We start from the raw sequence: 17,225 nt of genomic DNA, 5'->3' as shown, positions 1-17,225 counted from the left end.
CCTGTGAGCATATGCTCCTTTTGGAACCGGACGATGAGCGCCGCCTGTTGCGAACATTACATCGGTGTAATCTTACGGGGCAGCCTGCTTGCCCGGTGCCACGCCGTCGCCCTTGAGCTCTGGCGCCGCTTGGATGAGCGGCCGCGAGGTTAGCCCTTTTGTACGGCCAATCTCCCGCCACGCTGTGGGTCTACAACCGGCGGGAAGTCTCCGGCTCCGACACCAGAGGCATTACCTATTCGCCAATCCGGATCATCGCTACACTAGTACCGGCGAGCAGCGAAATTTGAGGAGCGCGTGATGCGTCATTATACTTTGTCGGCTGCGATCGGAGTCTCCATCCTGAGCTCCACCTCAGGCTCCGGGAGCCCGGTTAAATTGCGGAGGTCGGATGGCTTCCCGATCAGGAAACCCTGAACCTGATCACAACCCCATTGCTGCAGTACAGACAGCTGCTCTTGGGTTTCAACCCCTTCGGCAACGATGATGAGGCCTAGACTTTTGCCTAGCCCGATCGTCGCCTTAACGATCGATGACGACGACGCATTGTTGTGCATGGTAGCCACGAAGCTCCGATCAATCTTGATTTTGTCGAACGTAAATTCCTTGAGATTGCTGAGTGACGAGTGCCCTGTTCCAAAGTCGTCCATCACGACTTTGGCGCCCCAATTCCGCAGCTCTCCGAGGGTCGCGAGGACGTTGTCCCGTTGGAAACCAAGGAGCGTCGCACTTTCAGTAACTTCAAGTTCCAATCGGTCGAACGCTACCCGCCACCGCAGTGCCCCATCGTAGATTTCGGTAGCAAGGCCAACGGAACGAAACTGTGTCGGCGACAGGTTCATCGCTAGTGATAGCTTCGGATCCCAGGTCGACGCAGCACGAAGTGCGTGATCGATCATCCATGAGCCGATAGTGCCGATAAGTCCGCTGGACTCAGCGATGGGTATGAAGATGTCCGGCGGTATCTCACCCAGGCTGGGGTGCTGCCAGCGGAGTAAGGCCTCATACGCGACGATCTCCAATGAAACGGCGTCGGCGATCGGTTGGAACACCAGACGGAACTCGTTCGCAAAGATGGCATTCTCAAGGTCCCTCGAGAGCCGCACGCGTCGGCTCTCCTCTTCCTTCAGATGTTTGTTGTAAATGCGGGCCGTGTTCCTGCCGTCGGCCTTGGCACGATACAAGGCAAGATCCGCAAGCTCGTGCAGTTCGTCTCCGGTCTGACCAGGTTCAGAAAGGGCTACTCCGATGCTCATCTTGATCGCTACGCCTTCGTCCGATGGTGCGGAGGCTATCTTGAAGATGCGTGAGATCAGTGCTTCCGTGGCTGCGGGTTGTGACCGCGCTACCTGAATGAGAGCGAATTCGTCACCGCCGATACGCGCGACCAGATCATCGCCACGGACGCACGAAGACAGCAGTTGTGCGGTGCGCTTGAGCACCCGGTCCCCGCCCGCATGGCCCAGTCGATCGTTGATCGCCTTGAACGCGTCCAGATCGACGGCGAACACCGCTACGACGTCACCTGTGCGCACGCTGCGAGAGAGTTCGTGGGCAAGACGGTTCTCGAATAGAAGGCGGTTCGCAAGCCCGGTCAGCATGTCATGGTTGGCTAGGAACTCGGCACGGTGCTCAGCGGTCCGGCGGCTATCTACAGCCTCACGGTATTCGTGCAGACCGCGCGCAAGATCTCCAAGCTCGTCGGCTCGGTCACGTCCGGGTACGTCTCCGTCACTTTCACCCCTCCGGAAATCGCGCAGTCGCGCGGCCATGATCGTGATGGGCAAAACCAGTCTTCGACGAAGCCAGATCGTCAGGCTAAATATGATGGCTACGATGCCGAGCCCACCGAGGAGCACCGATATGATGTCTCGACGGCTCTCACGGCGGTTCTTGTCCGCCGCCTTCGCAATCGCCGAGGTCAGTTCCTGTCGCGCCTGACTACGGCTCACTTCCAAGGAGGTCAGCGCACTCAGGAACCGTGGCATGGTCGCTTTGATATCGGAGGGTCGGAGCCGGCTCGTTTCGATCAGCTGGTCGGAGGCCGTGGCAAATACCGCTGCGGCCTTCTGCTCCTCCTGAATGGGAGTCGCTGCAGCTTTCGATCCGCGATTAGGCGATTGGCCCCCTTGCGACGATTCCAGTTTGAACCGCCCGATCCGCTCGTGCAGGTTCTTCCAGCGTGCATCGGGTACCTTCACCCCATGTTCAGCATCCCGGGTCAGGCGGCCAACATCCTGGCGTAACCGGCGCTGTGCTTGGTCCAGCCGATCCTCGCGGCTCAACGCGTCGCTGAGGGAAGTGATACGGAGGTCAGCCTGATGAATCTTGTTGCCAACCGAAAGGCCGATAGCCAGCAATGCTAGCGCCATCACGATGACAGATGTGCAGGCTATGGATACGCGCGCCGATATCGATAGTCGCACAGGCTATTCCCCCGAACCCCGCTTGACGCCAAAGCGTTACTTTATGGTTAGGGGGTCGTAGCCCTGCTCGCTGCCACGCGGTTCTCGAGCGAGAAACACTGGACAAATCGGCAGACGAGCTTGGCAAAGCCATAGGCCACCAAGCGTAGCTCAGAGTTGAGAGAGGACCCACTTCCGGCCGCACAGAGGCCGCCAGGCGCCGCCCGAAACCGACAACTCGTTCAGCATCATCGACGGCTGATCAACCACATTTCTAAACCGGCGGTTTACTGCGCATGCGTATACTCGATCGACCGATCTGGGCCGATGGAGATGATCGATGGGTCACTCGTCAATGGACCCCGCCTTTCACGAACTTCGGCCTTGGAACGAAGGCCGGCTGATTGGTGCGAAGCGGGCGCTGAAACAGCAACAGGTCTGGGCCATTCGCTTCTGGCTCGACCAGCAGAGGAGACTGCGCGACCGAGCGCTGTTCGACTTCGCCATCGACAGCAAGCTCCGCGGCTGTGACGTGGTCAGGGTGCGGATTGGCGATGTAGTTTCCGGCGGGCGCGTCCGTGACCGCGCCGTCGTGGTTCAGCAGAAAACCAAACGACCGGTTCAGTTCGAGATAATGGACACGGCGCGAAAGACGATGCGAGCATGGTTGGAGCGACGTGGGGGGACACTGAACGACTTCGTTTTCCCGAGCCGCAACGACTACATGGACCACATGAGCACGCGGCAATATGCCCGCCTCGTGCGCGAGTGGGTGGTCGGCATCGGCCTACCGGCGCAGGATTACGGGACGCACTCGCTACGGCGCACGAAAGCGTCGATCATCTACAAGGCGACTGGCAACCTTCGCGCCGTTCAAATCCTTCTCGGCCATGCCAAGATCGACAGCACGGTGCGCTACTTGGGCGTTGACGTGGAGGACGCTTTGGAATTGGCCGAACGCACCGAGGTCTGAGAGACCCACTTGCGGTCATTCGCGGCCTCTTTCTGGCTCCCCAACTTCTGCCATCCATTCAGTATTGCAGCAGAGAAGGTGCTGAGCCTCGGCCCTGCACGCTGACTCGCCAGCTTTCAAAGGATGATGAGGCGGCAAAGCTTTTGCCGGCCCATTAACGGGCTGTCGGCTGCATAAGCTCTATCGTGATATGATCGGGGCCTGAAACGTAGGCCACCAACGTTCCCTTCCGTGGACCACCTGGGATCGGCAGCGGATTACCTTTCGCCTTCCATCCTGCTGCCTCGACACGGGCAATGGCGACATGAATGTCCTTTACGGTCAGAGCCAGGTGGGCCGCTCCGATCGATCCCGCGCCGCTGGGCACCGTCCCGTTCTGGAGCCCGTTTGAATATTCCAACAGTTCGACCACGTAGCCGTCTTGTGCCTTGACGATTGCCGTTCTCACTTTCGGATCATCGACACCTGTCACCTGATGCAGGAAGTCGCCCCCCATCTCCGATTGCCGCTCAAGTGTGAAACCGAGCGCTCCCGTCCAGAACCGAACGGCTTCGTCCAAAGAAGACACAGCGAAGCCTGTGTGGTCCACGGCAATTACGTTTGTGGCGTCCGTCATTACTGCCCTCTCACTGGTATGCCGCCCGTGCTTACCACGCGACCGTTCACCATCGTAAACCGCTTTCCCTAAACCCTTTCCCGCATACACTTTCCCAACATGGGCTGGTGGACACGGAGAAACGGAAAGGCTTTGAGCCTTTTAAAGCAGCGAGTTCCAGGATGCGAAAGACCTTGGGAGCAGACGAGCGTGATCATGCTGCGATCAGGCAACCAGCGGCCGCGGAGACCAACAAAAGGACGCCCGCGCCCCTTACCTTGCTTCTTAACTTCGGGCGCTGGTTCATCATGATTTGAGGCTTTCAGTACGCTGAAAGGTCTGCTTATACGGCTTCTAGTGGGGAAACGGCCAGTCCGATCAAGGAACGTCGCAACGCTCAACCGAGCCTCTAATCCGTCGCAATTCAAATTCCTCTCGCAGCACCCTGACCAAGGCTGCTGCCGGCATGGCACGAGAAAGCGGCGCACCTTGCCCCGCCCATTGCGCTCCGAAACCGTGCTCGCCTTGCGCCTTGGCAGCCGCGTGCAAGGCCTTTCCCGCATCATAGGCGATAGGATAATCAGGCGGTCGGCGTTCATCAACCGACAGACTCAGAGCCGTGAACCGGTTGGCCAGCGCACGCGCGGGTCGACCAGAAATTAGCGAAGTGAGGACGGTGTGGTAAGCGCCCGCACCGGTGAGGGCCGCCCGGTATGCATCGTCTGCGGCCGACTCCGGGCACGCGACAAAGGCAGTTCCCAGTTGCGCTGCCGATGCGCCCAGGTCGAGCGCCGCGGCGATGCCGGCGCCGTCCATTATCCCGCCAGCAGCGATGATTGGTAGGTTGTTCTTGCGCACCAGGAGCCGGGTCAGCGCGAATACGCCGAGCGCGTCGTCAGGCGCGATGGGGTCGAAGACACCCCGATGCCCGCCAGCCTCGATCCCTTGCGCGACCACCGCATCGATCCCGGCGGCCTCGATCGCGTGTGCTTCGTTGAGGCTGGTTGCGGTCGCCATGAGATAGATACCACGCGCTCGCAACGCCGAGAGCACGTCGGCGGACGGCAACCCGAAGTGGAAGCTAACCACTGGCGGCGCGAGGTCGAGCAGTACCGCCACCATGTCGGGATCATCTGCGAAGCTCTTGTAGATGGTCATGAGTGCCGTCGGGGGTTGTGCGCCGTACTCGGCGAACAGCGGGGCAAGCCAATCCAGCCATTGCGCTTCCCGCGACAGATCGGCCTTTGGGCCAGCGTGGACGAAGACGTTGACGTTGAACGCGCGGGTCGTGCTGCTGCGCACCTCCTCGATCATCGCCCGTGCGCCGGCGGCGTCGGTCGCGCCTACTCCGATCGATCCCAAGGCTCCCGCCTCGGATACCGCTGCCGCCAGCGAAGGTGTGGCGACGCCTGCCATCGGCGCCTGGATCAAGGGCACCGAGAGTTCAAACCGATCGATGAGAGACATACCTACGCCGGATCCGGTTATGAACAATTGTCCGCTTATGACTACGCCAGCGCATTAAGTGAATGGCGCCAGGTGGGCTAGGTGCGGATCGTCTGCCCTTCAACCGCTCCGACCCAGAAAGCGACATTGCCGAACCGCTCTCGCCCATCCACACATTTGCAGTTCGTTCAGGCGCCGGCGACGCCGCGATCAATGGGCGAACGCCGCCGGAACGCCGCCGGCCTGCGTTTGAGCCTTCACCGGGAGGAATGCTGAAATGGAAATCTGCCGAGCCTTCGCCGCGAAATAGCTTGTCCGGCGGTCCCGGTCAGGACCACACGCCCCGCCGCCCCTGTTCCCGCATCGCGTCGATGAACACCCTGACCGCGGGCATAGCGGCTCGACCGGGATCATAGAGCAGGCTTACCGGCATGGCGGACGGAGCATGATCGGCCAAAACCTCAATGAGTCGCCCGCTCGCGATATGCGCGGCCGACTGGTAACTCAGTACATTGGCAAGGCCGACGCCTGCTTCCGCAGCAGCGAGGATCGCATCGATGCCGTTGACGGTCAGGCGGGGGACGATTTCCAACAGCCTCTCGCCGCGCGCGCCAAACGACCATCGGGTGCCGGCGCGCACACCGCTACCCATGATACACCGATGCTGGGCCAGGTCGCCATGATCGATGGGCAAGCCATGTTCGGCAAGATAGCCCGGGCTTGCCACGATGGTCTGACGGACCGAACCGATCGTCACGGTGCGCAGCGTGCTGTCCGCCAGCGTCCCGATCCGCACCGCCACATCGACACCCTCCTCGACGATGCGGACATTACGATCGAGCAGCATCATGCGCGCGTTGAGGCCGGTGTGGCTGGCCAGCAGCGCGCTGATGACCGGCAACACATGCAGCCGCCCGAATATGACCGGCGCAGTTACGTAGAGCTGCCCCCGGGGAACCGAGCGACCGCCCATGGCGATCTGCTCCGCCTCGCGAATGTCCGCGAGTATGCGCCGCGCCCGATCGAGCAGGCTTACCCCGTCGTCCGTCAGGGACACCGCTCGCGTCGAGCGGTGGAACAGCGTCACGCCCAGATGCCGCTCCAGCGCCGCGACCGCACGGGTCACGGCAGGAGGCGACAGATTGAGGACGCGCGCCGCAGCCGCGAAGCCGCGCTGCTCTGCCACCGCGACAAAGACGGAAAGGCTCTCGAAGCGGTCCATTATTCCCCGTATCGCAATAGTCCGTATCAGTAATTGCGAATTATCACATCGCGGGCAACTCGCCATCCTCGTGGCCATGGCGCAGGCATATCTCCACACCCTTTTCGGACCACGCGCTCGCGCGATGCAAGAAGCAGCGGGGTCGCGAGCGTCCTACGCACGCATGGAAGCCGGCGCGGAGACGGTCGACCGGATTACGGCCAAAGAACTTGCGTTCATCGCCGCCCGCGACAGCTTTTACCTGGCGAGCACGTCCGAAGATGGCTGGCCCTATGTCCAGCATCGCGGCGGGGCAACCGGCTTCGTCCGACACCTCGGGGGCAATTGTTTCGGGTTCGCCGACTTTCGCGGCAACCGACAATATCTCTCCGTCGCGCATATTGCGGCCGACGACCGGGTTGCGCTGTTCTTAATGGACTATCCGAACCGCCGGCGCCTCAAGATCATCGGCCATGCCCACGTGAGCAAAGACCCCGCCGTCATCGCAGCGCTCATGCCGTCCGGCTACGCGGCCGAGCCGGAGCGTGGCTTTCTGATCGATGTCGTCGGGTTCGACTGGAACTGCCCGCAGCATATCACGCCGCGTTTCACCGAGGCGGAAGTGCGCCGCACTTCCCAGCCGCTCATTGACGAGATTGCGGTGCTTCGAGCCCACATCGCTCAACTTGAACGGGCAGCATCATGACCAGCAAACTCACACGCGGCGTCCACCATGTCGGGCTAACCATGCCCAACCTCGATCAGGCACGCGCCTTCTTCTGCGACACGCTCGGATTCGATGAAGTAGGCGGCGTGCCCGACTATCCTGCTATCTTCGTATCGGACGGCACAATCCTGCTGACCTTGTGGCGCGCGGCCGACCCCGTGACGGCCCGCGCCTTTGACCGGCGCGCCAATATCGGTCTCCATCATCTCTCGCTCTCGGTCGCCGACGATGCTGCACTGGCAGCGGCGTGGGCCGCCGTGACGGCGCATCCAGAAGTCGTGGTCGACGCAGCGCCGGGCGCCATCCGTCCCGGATCAACGGCGCGCCACTTCCTGATCCTCATTCCGGGCGGGATCCGTCTGGAGTTTGCCACGCCCTTTGACTGAAAGGATCCGTTCGATGCCACGACTGCCCCTCCCTCCCTTCACCCATGAGACTGCGTCGCTAAAGGTCCGCGCCGCCGAGGACGGCTGGAACAGCCGCGATCCAGCGCGGGTCGCGCTCGCCTATACCGAGGACAGCCAGTGGCGAAACCGGTCTGATTTCCTTCGGGGGCGGGATTCTATCGTCACCTTCCTAACCGCAAAGTGGCGTCGCGAGCACGAGTATCGGCTTATCAAGGGCCTGTGGGCGCATGACGGCGATCGAATTGCCGTGCGCTTCGCCTATGAGTGGCATGACGATGCCGGCGCGTGGCATCGCTCCTACGGCAATGAGAATTGGAAATTCACGCTCGATGGCCTGATGGCGCGCCGGATGGCGAGCATTAACGACGTTCCGATTTCCGAAAAGGGGCGACTGTTCCACTGGCCGCTCGGGCCACGGCCCGAGGATCATCCGGGGCTGGAGGAACTTGGGCTGTAGCTTCAAGCCGTTGTTTTCCTACCGGTCTTGGTTGATGCGCCGTCGGCCAGAGTGTGGGTGGGTTCCCGACACTGAGAGGCCGACAGAAAACTGGAAGGCGGCACCTGTCAGGAAGCCGCTGACGCTGAATAATGCTGTCATCGACCGCTCAGTTGCTGGGAGGACCCAAACCCGGACATTCGCGCCCCCTCCCCCGCTCCCCATCTCCAGACATTCGTTCATCTCCGCGCTGAATGGCTTGCCGCATGATCGACCGTCATGGATGTCGTGAATGGGGAGGAAAGCGGACAGGCTGCTTTCGGGAAGGCGGGCGGCGATAGCAGACATCGGGCAGCTGTCGGCTTTCCCAAAGAGGATCGAGTTTTTGGAAATGGCCGGGTTGGGAAGTCGAAGCAAAACGGCAAAAACCGTCGGGAACTAATCTGATGGGTATCGTTTATACCCTGCCGCGGTCGTCCTCCGGCCGTGGCCGGTCCGTCCCTGCTACCCTGTGGGAACGGGCCGTTGTTCACCCATCAGTGGCAAAACGGATAGGGGCTATCACGCCGAGCTGAAAGCATTGTGCTTAGTGGTTTGTGAGAGGCCAGCCCCTTAGTTCCTTTCTTCGGCTCTATTATGCTGCTCGTTGTCGTTGTCGGCGCTGTCGACCAACGGTGCGACGGCTTCGAACACGACGCCGCCAGGAAGGTATGAGATTTTAGCCGTTCCGCCGGTTTCGTGTGCCAAAACACGCTGAATGAGCTGTGTGCCAAAGCTGGTCCGTGTCGGGGGCGTAACCGGTGGGCCCCCTGACTCAACCCAGGTGAGGTGGAGATCATGCGGCTGCCAGCCGTCCATGACCTTCCAGCTTAGCTCAATCACGCCATCGGCGGTCGATAGCGCGCCATATTTTGCCGCGTTGGTTGCAAGCTCATGGAGGGCAAGCGCGAATGCGACAACAAGGCGGGGCGGGAGCTGAAGGTTTTCGCCGGTAATCTTGAACCGTTGATCGTCCTCCACGCCGAAGGGAATAAGCGTGCGTTCAATGAGCGCCCGCAGGGAGGTGCTCTCGAACCTGCCACTGATCAGCAAGTCATTGGCGGCAGACATCGCGTGTATCCGTGCTTCCAGCGTCGTGCCGGCCTCCGCCACAGAGGTTGCCCGGCGCATCGTTTGCGAGACGATCGCCTGAAGGGACGCGAGCGTATTCTTTACCCGATGGCTCAGCTCATTAGCCAGAAGGGTCCGATGCTCCTCAGCGCGCCTCCGTGCGGTCACGTCCTGTGTCGTACCGACGATTGCCAACGGTGTGCCATCGGCGCGGTAGCTCGCCTGTCCCCGGATCTGTACCCAGCGCTCCTCGCCTGCCGGCGTCCGCAAGCGGTACTCGAGGTCCAGCAGCGATCGGTCGCGCACGGCGCGCTCTATGCCATCAACCTGCATCTGCCGGTCATCCGGATGGATCGAACCTCGCAGTTCGTCGAGGGTCAGAGGATCGGTTGGTGCACGACCGCATATCCTCTTGCACTCGGCAGATGCCGTCAGCCTGTACGTAGCGAGATTGATGCTCCAGGATCCCAGACGGCCCGCATCCAAGGCAAATTGAAGCCGCTGTTCGCTCTCCTGGAGCTCGGCTATGCGGCGTTCTACCTCTGCTTCGAGGGCATCGCGATCGAGTTGAAGATTGACGAGGCGTTCGCGCTCAAGAGTGACGTCGTACTGCGAGGCAAAGAAATAGAGCAGCACCCCGTCATCGTTAAACACGGGCGAAACCAGCAACCGGTTCCAGAAGTGCGTGCCGTCCTTCTTGTAGTTCAGCAGGTCGAGTTCGATCGACTCCCGTGCACGTATCGCGTCTCGAACGCGGCCGACGTCGGCCATGTCCGTGTTCGGTCCCTGCAGAAACCGGCAGTTGCGACCCATGATCTCGCTGCGGGCATATCCGGTCAGCTTCCCAAAGGCGTCGTTCACAAACACGATGGGATTGTCAGGCAACCGGGGGTCGGTGATGATCATCGGCATGCGCGTTGCCCGCACGGCCGATGCAAAAGGGTCAGATCCGCTATCGCCGCGCGTCAGTTCGCGGACGATCCGCGCTTCTTCCTGGATATCTCGCACACGTCACTCCGTTCACACGCTCAACGGGCCTTATGTCGTTGGACGCTATGTTTTTTTAGTTCTTTAGTGTCAGTAGGCTACGATGGCCATTGTGACAAAACTACTCGGTTAACAGCCTGCAAACTAGACCCGGCATGGCCCGCAAATGCGGCCATGCCGCAGTCGCATTCTAAGAAAATCAACCAAATATCCTCGCGCGCCGCAACTCTGCTTATGGCGGGAGGGTTAGGGCTCCATGACCCTTTCAACTGTGCCCTACGCTCTCGTTGTCGATGATGATCCGCTCATCATGATGGATACGACTGCCATCCTCGAAGACGCCGGATTTCGCTTCTACGAAGCCATGGACGGCGACGAGGCAAAGCGCGTCTTAGCAACCAGCTGGGAAAGCATCGTACTGTTGTTCTCTGACGTCGACATGCCCGGCGATACCAACGGTTTTGCGTTGGCGCGGCATGTCGCCGAACGCTGGCCTGCGATCGAAATCGTCATCGCATCCGGCCATGTTCTACCGAAAGCGGGCGAGATGCCCGAAAAGGCTACGTTCATCTCCAAGCCGTTCAACAAGCACATGGTACACGAGCATTTGCGGAACATGCTCCCGGACAACAAATTACCGGAGCCGCTTAAAAAGGCGGTTTGATCAACGACACAGCTTATTGGTTAAAAGCGAAATGGTCGAGATGCGAAGGAATGATATCAGTGTCGAACAATCGGGATCACGTTTATTGCAGAAGCTAGCAACGCACCAACGACCGTGAGGCCGAGGTCGTCCGCGAGCTGTAGTAACACTTCCAATTCGTCCTTCAAATCTTGGGCCGTCAGCGGGTCATCAGAGCTCATAGAGACAATGTATCTGTCTTAACCCGGCGACGTCGATAGTATGGATGCGCGACGCTCACTGCAATTTCTACTACTGCTCGTAAGCTAGCTTAACGGATGGCGGCTATCGGGAGATCTGATCGCACGCCCAAACGTTCGAATTTGGGCGGAACTGCCCGGCAGCGCGGGGCTGATAGGACCCAATTGCCGTCATTCAGCGGTGTTTTTGCCTTTCCCGGAAACGGACGCTTGTTCATCTCTGCAGGTACGAACCGAGTGCAAAAGGTGGGCTACACCGGCTCGCCGACTTTTCTCCCCCCAGCAGGCAATCTGACGCAGATTTCTGACACCCCAAACTTCGTAACAAACGGTGGCTTACGCGTCGTTGTCCCCCCGGACGGTTGTGCCGCCCCCCCCCCCCCCCGCAAAGGACGGGAAATCAGAACGAGGGCAGATTTCAAGCTCTTGGAAGCGCGATGCAGGCGGAATCCCATTCTGAAAGTGCGCGATTGGGTTGTGATACGCTTCCTCAAGTGTCAGTAAGGAAATGGGTGTCAGCTCTTGCGAGAGTCGGCAGGTTTCTCCGTTGGTCGGGCCGCCAACGAAGAATCTTTGTGCCCGGAGTGTCGGCTTGCCCGATCATGATTCAACACATTTGCCGACGCTTGCCACCGCAGCCAAACTGGTGGTCCGTCTGAAGCCAAAGTCGGCGCTGCGCGCATTCCTGCGCAGCGGCGCGTCGGGCGGGCTCGTATTGATGGCTGCTGCACTCGCCGCGATGATCATCGCCAACAGCGGCGTCCGTGATAGCTACTTCGGCGTTCTAAACGCCCATATCGGCCCATTGTCGGTACTCCACTGGATCGACGACGCGCTGATGTCGCTATTCTTCCTGCTCGTCGGCCTGGAGATCAAACGCGAACTGGTCGTCGGCCACCTGGCGAGCTGGTCCGATCGCGTGCTGCCGACCATCGCGGCGGTGAGCGGCATGGCGGTGCCCGCGGCCGTCTATCTCGCCATTGCCGGGAGCACGCCCGGACTGGCACGCGGCTGGGCGATCCCGTCCGCCACCGACATCGCCTTCGCGATCGGCGTCATGGCCCTGCTCGGCAGCCGTGTACCGGCGTCGCTCAAGCTGTTCCTGACCACCGTCGCGATCGTTGACGACATGGGCGCGGTCGCCGTGATCGCACTCGCCTATACCAGCGAGATCAGTGGCCTGGCACTGCTCGCCGCGGCCGTCATCGCGAGCGTGATGTTCGTCCTCAACCACCTCGGGGTAGTGCGGCTGCTGCCCTACCTCGCGCTGGCGCTCCTCCTGTGGATCGCGGTCTGGATGTCGGGCATCCATGCCACCATCGCCGGGGTGGTCACCGCGGCGCTGATCCCGATCCGCCGCTCGCCGGGTGCGCCAGATGCGGCAGGGTCGCCGCTGCATCGGCTCGAACACGGCCTGCAGCCTTGGGTCGCTTATGCGATCGTGCCGCTGTTCGGTTTTGCCAATGCCGGCGTATCGCTGGCGGGCTTCGGCCTGTCCACGCTGCTTGCCCCGCTGCCGCTCGGGATCGCCGCGGGCCTGCTGGTGGGCAAGCAGGTTGGCGTCCTTGGCGCGGTCTATGGCACCGCACGCATGGGCTGGGCGAGCAAACCTCGCGGCGCGTCGTGGATGCAAATATATGGCACGGCTCTGCTCTGCGGCATCGGCTTCACTATGAGCCTCTTCATCGGCGGGGTCGCCTTCACCGATGTCACGCTGGAGCGGGAGGTGAAGCTCGGCGTCCTTGCAGGCTCCGTCCTGTCGGCACTTGCCGGCTCTTGCGTGTTGTACCTCGGCGGGCGGCGTCGCACGTCACCTGCGCCGGACAAGACGACCACCGGACGGGGAGCGACATGAGCGATGCAGCGGTCAGCCGAATCGATCTGAACGGGCGGATCGCCCGACTGGCTTTGTATCGCTGGTGGCGTCGAGCGGTAGTCGCGCGGGTCGATCACGAAGCCGTCGTCGCGCGGATTGTCGAGGAAAGCGGCTGGTCGCCCCGCTTCGCCTTCATGACGATGATGTCCGCCGGGATCGCTGTCCTCGGCCTACTCCTCTCGTCGCCGGCGGTCGTGATCGGGGCGATGCTGATCTCGCCGCTGATGAACCCGATCCTTGGCTTCGGCTTCAGCCTCGCGCTGTTCGACTTTCGCGAGTTGCGCCGGTCGCTGAAGGCGCTGGCGATCGGTTCGGTCGCGGCGGTCGCGTTCACCGCGCTGATCGTGCTGATCTCGCCGTTACAAGCGCCTACCGCGGAGATCGTCGCGCGGACGCGGCCGAACCTGTTCGATCTGGCCGTGGCGCTGTTCGCCGCGCTCGCCGGCAGCTTCGCGATCATCCGCGGCCGCGGCGAGACGATCGTCGGCGTCGCGATTGCCACCGCATTGATGCCACCGCTGGCCGTCGTCGGCTACGGCATCGCCACGCACAACATGCCGGTGGGCGCAGGCGCGTTCGCGTTGTTCGTCACCAACTTCATCACGATCGCGCTGTCGGCGACGCTGATGGCGCGCTTCTACGGCTTCGGCCACCATCTGTCGCGCCGGCAGAGCTGGACGCAGACGATACTGCTCTTCCTCGTCTTCGTCGTGATGGCGGTCCCGCTCGGCATCTCGCTCAACCGGATCGGCCGCGAGGCGGTGGCCGTCTCGCAGACGCGGACCCTGCTCAACGACCGGTTCGGCGAAGAGGCGCGGGTGACGCAACTCGACCTCGATTTCGCTGCGGACCCGCTGATCGTTCGCGCGGTCGTCATCGCACCGCGTGGTGCCATGCAGAAGACGCTCGCCCTGCAGAAGGCGCTGGCCGATCGGCTCGACCGCAGGATCAGGCTCGATCTCGACCAGATCCTGCTCGAACCCGGTGCCGGCGCACTGGAGGCGCAAAGGGAGGAACTGCGGCAGGCGGGCGACTTCGCGAAGGTGGAGGCCGAACGGAGCGCATCGCTCGCCCGCATGGTAGGGCTCATCACGGGTGTCGCAGCGGACGATGTGACGATCGATCGCGATCATCACCGCGTAGTCGCCTCGGCGCGCGCGTTGCCCGGTGCGAGCCTCGAGACCTATCGCGTGCTCGAAGCTCGCGCCACCGCGGAGGATACGGGATGGTCGGTCGCGGTCGTACCGCCGCAGTCGCTGCTGCCGCCGATCGCGTTCGCCGACGACGTCGATACTCTCGATGCAGCCGCCCGCGACGCCGTCGCGACCTCGATCTGGGCGGCAAAGCGCTGGAACGTGCCGTCGCTGGGCGTGCCCGGCCTTCCGGCAGGCGACCCGCCGGCGAGACCGAACCTTTCGCAACGCCGCGCACTGGCCGTCGCCGCGATGCTGCGGACACAGGGAATCACCGCCAACGCCATGCCCCCTGCAGGCCAGCGCTTCGCGCTCGTGCCCGGCGCGGGATTGGCGGCCGCGAACGGGATCACGGCCGGGGAGACAAATCAATGAGGGCCCGATTGCTCAGGTTCGCGAACGGGCTCGGCGAGAGCTACTGGTTCGTGCCGACTGTGATGGCGATCGCCGCGCTGCTGCTCGCCGCGGCGATGGTGTGGCTCGACAGCCATCACATGGCGACATGGATGGACAGGCTGCCGTGGCTCTATGCCGCGCGGCCGTCTGGTGCGCGCAGCCTACTGTCGTCGATCGGCGGGTCGATGATCGGGGTGGCCGGCACCACCTTCTCGGTGACGATCGCCGCGGTGGTCTATGCCTCGGGCCAATACGGTCCGCGGCTGCTCAGCAACTTCATGTCCGATCGCGGCAATCAGGTGACGCTCGGCACCTTCATCGCGACCTTCCTCTATTCGCTCATCGTCCTGCGCACGATCCGATCGCCCGACGAGACCGCGGGCGAGGCTGCGTTCGTACCCCAGCTCGCCGTGCTGGTGGGAGTGCTGCTGGTGCTCTGCTCGATCGCGGTGCTGATCTATTTCATCCACCACGTGCCCAGCCGCATCCATATTAACAGCGTGATCGAGCGGATCGGCGACCGGCTGCTGCTGGAGATCGAACACCGCTTCCCGAAGCCGATCGGCAACGAGGCAGAACGGGCGGATGGCGAGGGTGCGATTCCCGCGGCGTTCGCCCGCGATGCTCCACCAGCCATGCTCCCACAGCGGGCCTGCGTCCGTGCGAAGGATGCGGGCTATGTCCAGTTGGTCGATGCGGAGACGCTGCTCCGGGTCGCGCGCAACCGGGATCTTATCGTCCGCCTGCAATATCAGCCCGGCGACTTCGTCCATCGTGGTAGCACGCTGCTCGAAGTTTGGCCCGCCGATCGACTGGACGATGATGCCATCGACGCGTTGCGCGATACATTCGCCTCGGGATCGCGCCGCACGGCCTTGCAGGACCTCCGCTTCCTTATCGACGAGCTGGTCGAGATCGCTGCCCGTGCGCTGTCGCCGGGCGTCAACGATCCCTTCACCGCCAATTCTTGCCTCGACTGGCTCGGCGCCGCGCTGGCCGATCTTGCCGGACGAGAGTTGCCTTCGCGGTTACGGGCCGATGACGGTGGGCAGCTTCGCGTTATCACGCACCCGGTCACGTTCGCAGGGTTCGTCGACCGGGCGTTCGGCTCGCTGTCGCAATATGCATCGGCAGACATGATCGCGGGCAAGCGCTTCCTTGCGGTGCTGGGCGACGTGGCACTCGGCTGCGATGCACCCGACCGGCTCGAAAAGCTGGCCAGCCTGACCCGCGAGTTCCGCGATCTAGCCGACGCGGCGCTGACCGGCGTGAACCGCGATGTCGTTCTGCAACGCGCCGACGAGCTGCTGCACGCGCTCGCCGCGCCCGACCACAAACGCCGGCTGCGCGACGGGCAGGCCTGTCTGGGAGAAACCGCATGATCGTCGCCATCGCCCTCATCGTCGCCGTCATCGTGACGCTCGCGTTGACTCTCAGCCGCTTCGCCCGCAGCGACGGATGGCGCGCCACGGTCACGCCCCTCGCCTCAATCATCGGATCGGGGTTCCTGATCTGCGGGCCGCTGCTTGCCCGCGAGTTCGGCAGCGCCGCGCTTCTTGCGATGGCTGCGCTTCTCGCCATTGCCTATGCCGCCGGATGGGTGATCCGGTTCAACATCGTGCATGTCGAGAACCATCTGGCGACCGCGCCCTTTAACGATCCGATCGCCTGGACGGCGCGGATCACCCAGGGCGTCCTCGCGCTCGCCTATGCGGTTTCGGTCGCTTATTACCTGAAGTTGCTCGCCGAGTTCTCGCTAAAACCGGTCGCCATCAACCCTGCGTGGCAGCCGATGGCGGCCAACATCATCGTGACCGTCATCATCGGACTGATGACGCTGCTCGCGCTGGGCGGCAGCCTGCGCAAGGTCGAGCATCTCGCGCACGGTACGGTGTCGATCAAGATCGGCATTATCGCCGGCCTGCTGGTCGCATTGGGCATCGCCTGGGCGACGGGTGGTATGTCCGGTCCGCTGCCGCCCGCACGGCTGTCCTGGGCGAGCATCCCGATGCTGCTCGGGCTCATCATCACGGTACAGGGGTTCGAGACGTCGCGGTATCTCGGCCACGATTACCCCGCTGATCTACGCATCAAGACGATGCGGCATGCGCAATGGATCGCGTCGGCGATCTACCTCGCCTTCATCGCATTGCTCACGCCGTTCCTGACGCGCGCCGCGGCGACCGAGGGGGTCGCCGGCATCCTCGACATCATGGGGTTAATTGCGCCGGCGCTCGGCATCTTTGTGCTGGCGGGGGCCGTGTCTAGCCAGCTGAGCGCGGCAGTGGCGGACTCGATCGGATCGGGCGGCCTGGTCAACGAGGTATCGCGCCGCAAGATCAGCGTTCCACTCGCTTTCACCCTCGCCGGGATACTTGCCGTACTGGTGGTGTGGCTGACCGACCCGTTCGAGGTCGTCGCCCTGTCGTCGCGGGCGTTCGCGCTGTTTTACGCGATGCAGTGCGTCCTCGCCTTGCTGGTGTCGATCAAGCATCGGGCCGGGGGCATCGGTCAACGGATCGGCTTCGCGGTAATCGGCCTGATCTGCCTGGTGGCGGTGTTCGTCGGGGCACCGGCCGAAGGCTGAAGCT

Annotated in this window: 14 protein-coding genes; 9 read left to right on the top strand and 5 right to left on the bottom strand. The window is 62.4% G+C overall.

Annotated features, from left to right (window positions below):
- Positions 1 to 308 precede the first annotated feature (308 nt).
- Complete coding sequence (locus tag ACLBWL_RS14455; protein WP_447794418.1) at positions 309 to 2,372, bottom strand: putative bifunctional diguanylate cyclase/phosphodiesterase; 2,064 nt, start codon at positions 2,370 to 2,372, stop codon at positions 309 to 311.
- A 388-nt stretch (positions 2,373 to 2,760) separates the two neighbouring features.
- Between ACLBWL_RS14455 and ACLBWL_RS14450 the strand changes: the two genes are divergently transcribed.
- On the top strand, positions 2,761 to 3,378 hold the full coding sequence (locus tag ACLBWL_RS14450) for a tyrosine-type recombinase/integrase (RefSeq protein ID WP_093401111.1): 618 nt from the start codon (positions 2,761 to 2,763) through the stop codon (positions 3,376 to 3,378).
- Between the two features lie 154 nt (positions 3,379 to 3,532).
- Here the strand turns inward: ACLBWL_RS14450 and ACLBWL_RS14445 are convergent, their stop codons facing one another.
- The 3 genes from ACLBWL_RS14445 to ACLBWL_RS14435 all read right to left on the bottom strand — a co-directional run bounded on the left by ACLBWL_RS14445 (position 3,533) and on the right by ACLBWL_RS14435 (position 6,641).
- On the bottom strand, positions 3,533 to 3,994 hold the full coding sequence (locus ACLBWL_RS14445) for a VOC family protein (protein ID WP_082441320.1): 462 nt from the start codon (positions 3,992 to 3,994) through the stop codon (positions 3,533 to 3,535).
- Between the two features lie 357 nt (positions 3,995 to 4,351).
- The gene (locus ACLBWL_RS14440) at positions 4,352 to 5,440 is read right to left on the bottom strand and encodes an NAD(P)H-dependent flavin oxidoreductase (RefSeq protein WP_447794178.1); all 1,089 of its coding nucleotides are present in this window, start codon (positions 5,438 to 5,440) and stop codon (positions 4,352 to 4,354) included.
- A 307-nt stretch (positions 5,441 to 5,747) separates the two neighbouring features.
- A complete protein-coding gene (locus tag ACLBWL_RS14435; RefSeq protein ID WP_447794176.1) occupies positions 5,748 to 6,641 on the bottom strand; it encodes a LysR family transcriptional regulator in 894 nt (297 codons plus the stop codon).
- 163 nt (positions 6,642 to 6,804) lie between these two features.
- On the opposite strand from ACLBWL_RS14435, the gene ACLBWL_RS14430 reads away from it, so the two are divergent.
- The 3 genes from ACLBWL_RS14430 to ACLBWL_RS14420 are packed head-to-tail and all read left to right on the top strand — an operon-like array spanning position 6,805 to position 8,211.
- Positions 6,805 to 7,326, top strand: coding sequence for a pyridoxamine 5'-phosphate oxidase family protein (locus ACLBWL_RS14430; RefSeq protein WP_321163531.1), 522 nt, complete (start codon positions 6,805 to 6,807; stop codon positions 7,324 to 7,326).
- A complete protein-coding gene (locus ACLBWL_RS14425; RefSeq protein WP_447794173.1) occupies positions 7,323 to 7,733 on the top strand; it encodes a VOC family protein in 411 nt (136 codons plus the stop codon). The genes ACLBWL_RS14430 and ACLBWL_RS14425 overlap by 4 nt, the downstream gene beginning before the upstream one ends.
- 13 nt (positions 7,734 to 7,746) lie before the next feature.
- Complete coding sequence (locus tag ACLBWL_RS14420; RefSeq protein ID WP_056025067.1) at positions 7,747 to 8,211, top strand: nuclear transport factor 2 family protein; 465 nt, start codon at positions 7,747 to 7,749, stop codon at positions 8,209 to 8,211.
- Positions 8,212 to 8,802: 591 nt separating this feature from the next.
- On the opposite strand, the gene ACLBWL_RS14415 is transcribed toward ACLBWL_RS14420, so the two are convergent.
- Positions 8,803 to 10,308, bottom strand: coding sequence for a PAS domain-containing protein (locus ACLBWL_RS14415; protein ID WP_447794171.1), 1,506 nt, complete (start codon positions 10,306 to 10,308; stop codon positions 8,803 to 8,805).
- A gap of 235 nt (positions 10,309 to 10,543) precedes the next feature.
- Between ACLBWL_RS14415 and ACLBWL_RS14410 the strand changes: the two genes are divergently transcribed.
- From ACLBWL_RS14410 to ACLBWL_RS14390, 5 genes are all read left to right on the top strand, one after another.
- Entirely contained in the window at positions 10,544 to 10,951 is a 408-nt protein-coding gene (locus ACLBWL_RS14410; protein ID WP_447794169.1) for a response regulator, read from the top strand.
- An 834-nt stretch (positions 10,952 to 11,785) separates the two neighbouring features.
- Positions 11,786 to 13,024 (top strand): Na+/H+ antiporter NhaA, encoded by a 1,239-nt coding sequence (gene nhaA, locus ACLBWL_RS14405; protein WP_447794167.1) that lies wholly within the window; start codon positions 11,786 to 11,788, stop codon positions 13,022 to 13,024.
- On the top strand, positions 13,021 to 14,613 hold the full coding sequence (locus ACLBWL_RS14400) for a DUF389 domain-containing protein (RefSeq protein ID WP_447794165.1): 1,593 nt from the start codon (positions 13,021 to 13,023) through the stop codon (positions 14,611 to 14,613). Before nhaA ends, ACLBWL_RS14400 begins: the two co-directional genes overlap by 4 nt.
- Positions 14,610 to 16,016, top strand: a complete 1,407-nt coding sequence (locus ACLBWL_RS14395; RefSeq protein WP_447794163.1) for a DUF2254 domain-containing protein — start codon at positions 14,610 to 14,612, stop codon at positions 16,014 to 16,016. The genes ACLBWL_RS14400 and ACLBWL_RS14395 overlap by 4 nt, the downstream gene beginning before the upstream one ends.
- The gene (locus ACLBWL_RS14390) at positions 16,013 to 17,221 is read left to right on the top strand and encodes a hypothetical protein (RefSeq protein WP_447794161.1); all 1,209 of its coding nucleotides are present in this window, start codon (positions 16,013 to 16,015) and stop codon (positions 17,219 to 17,221) included. The genes ACLBWL_RS14395 and ACLBWL_RS14390 overlap by 4 nt, the downstream gene beginning before the upstream one ends.
- Positions 17,222 to 17,225: the final 4 nt, after the last annotated feature.

The sequence above is a fragment of the Sphingomonas sp. M1A8_2b genome (assembly GCF_053345535.1).
The sequence above is the reverse complement of the archived record's forward strand: the minus strand, read 5'-3'. Positions and strand labels throughout refer to the sequence as shown.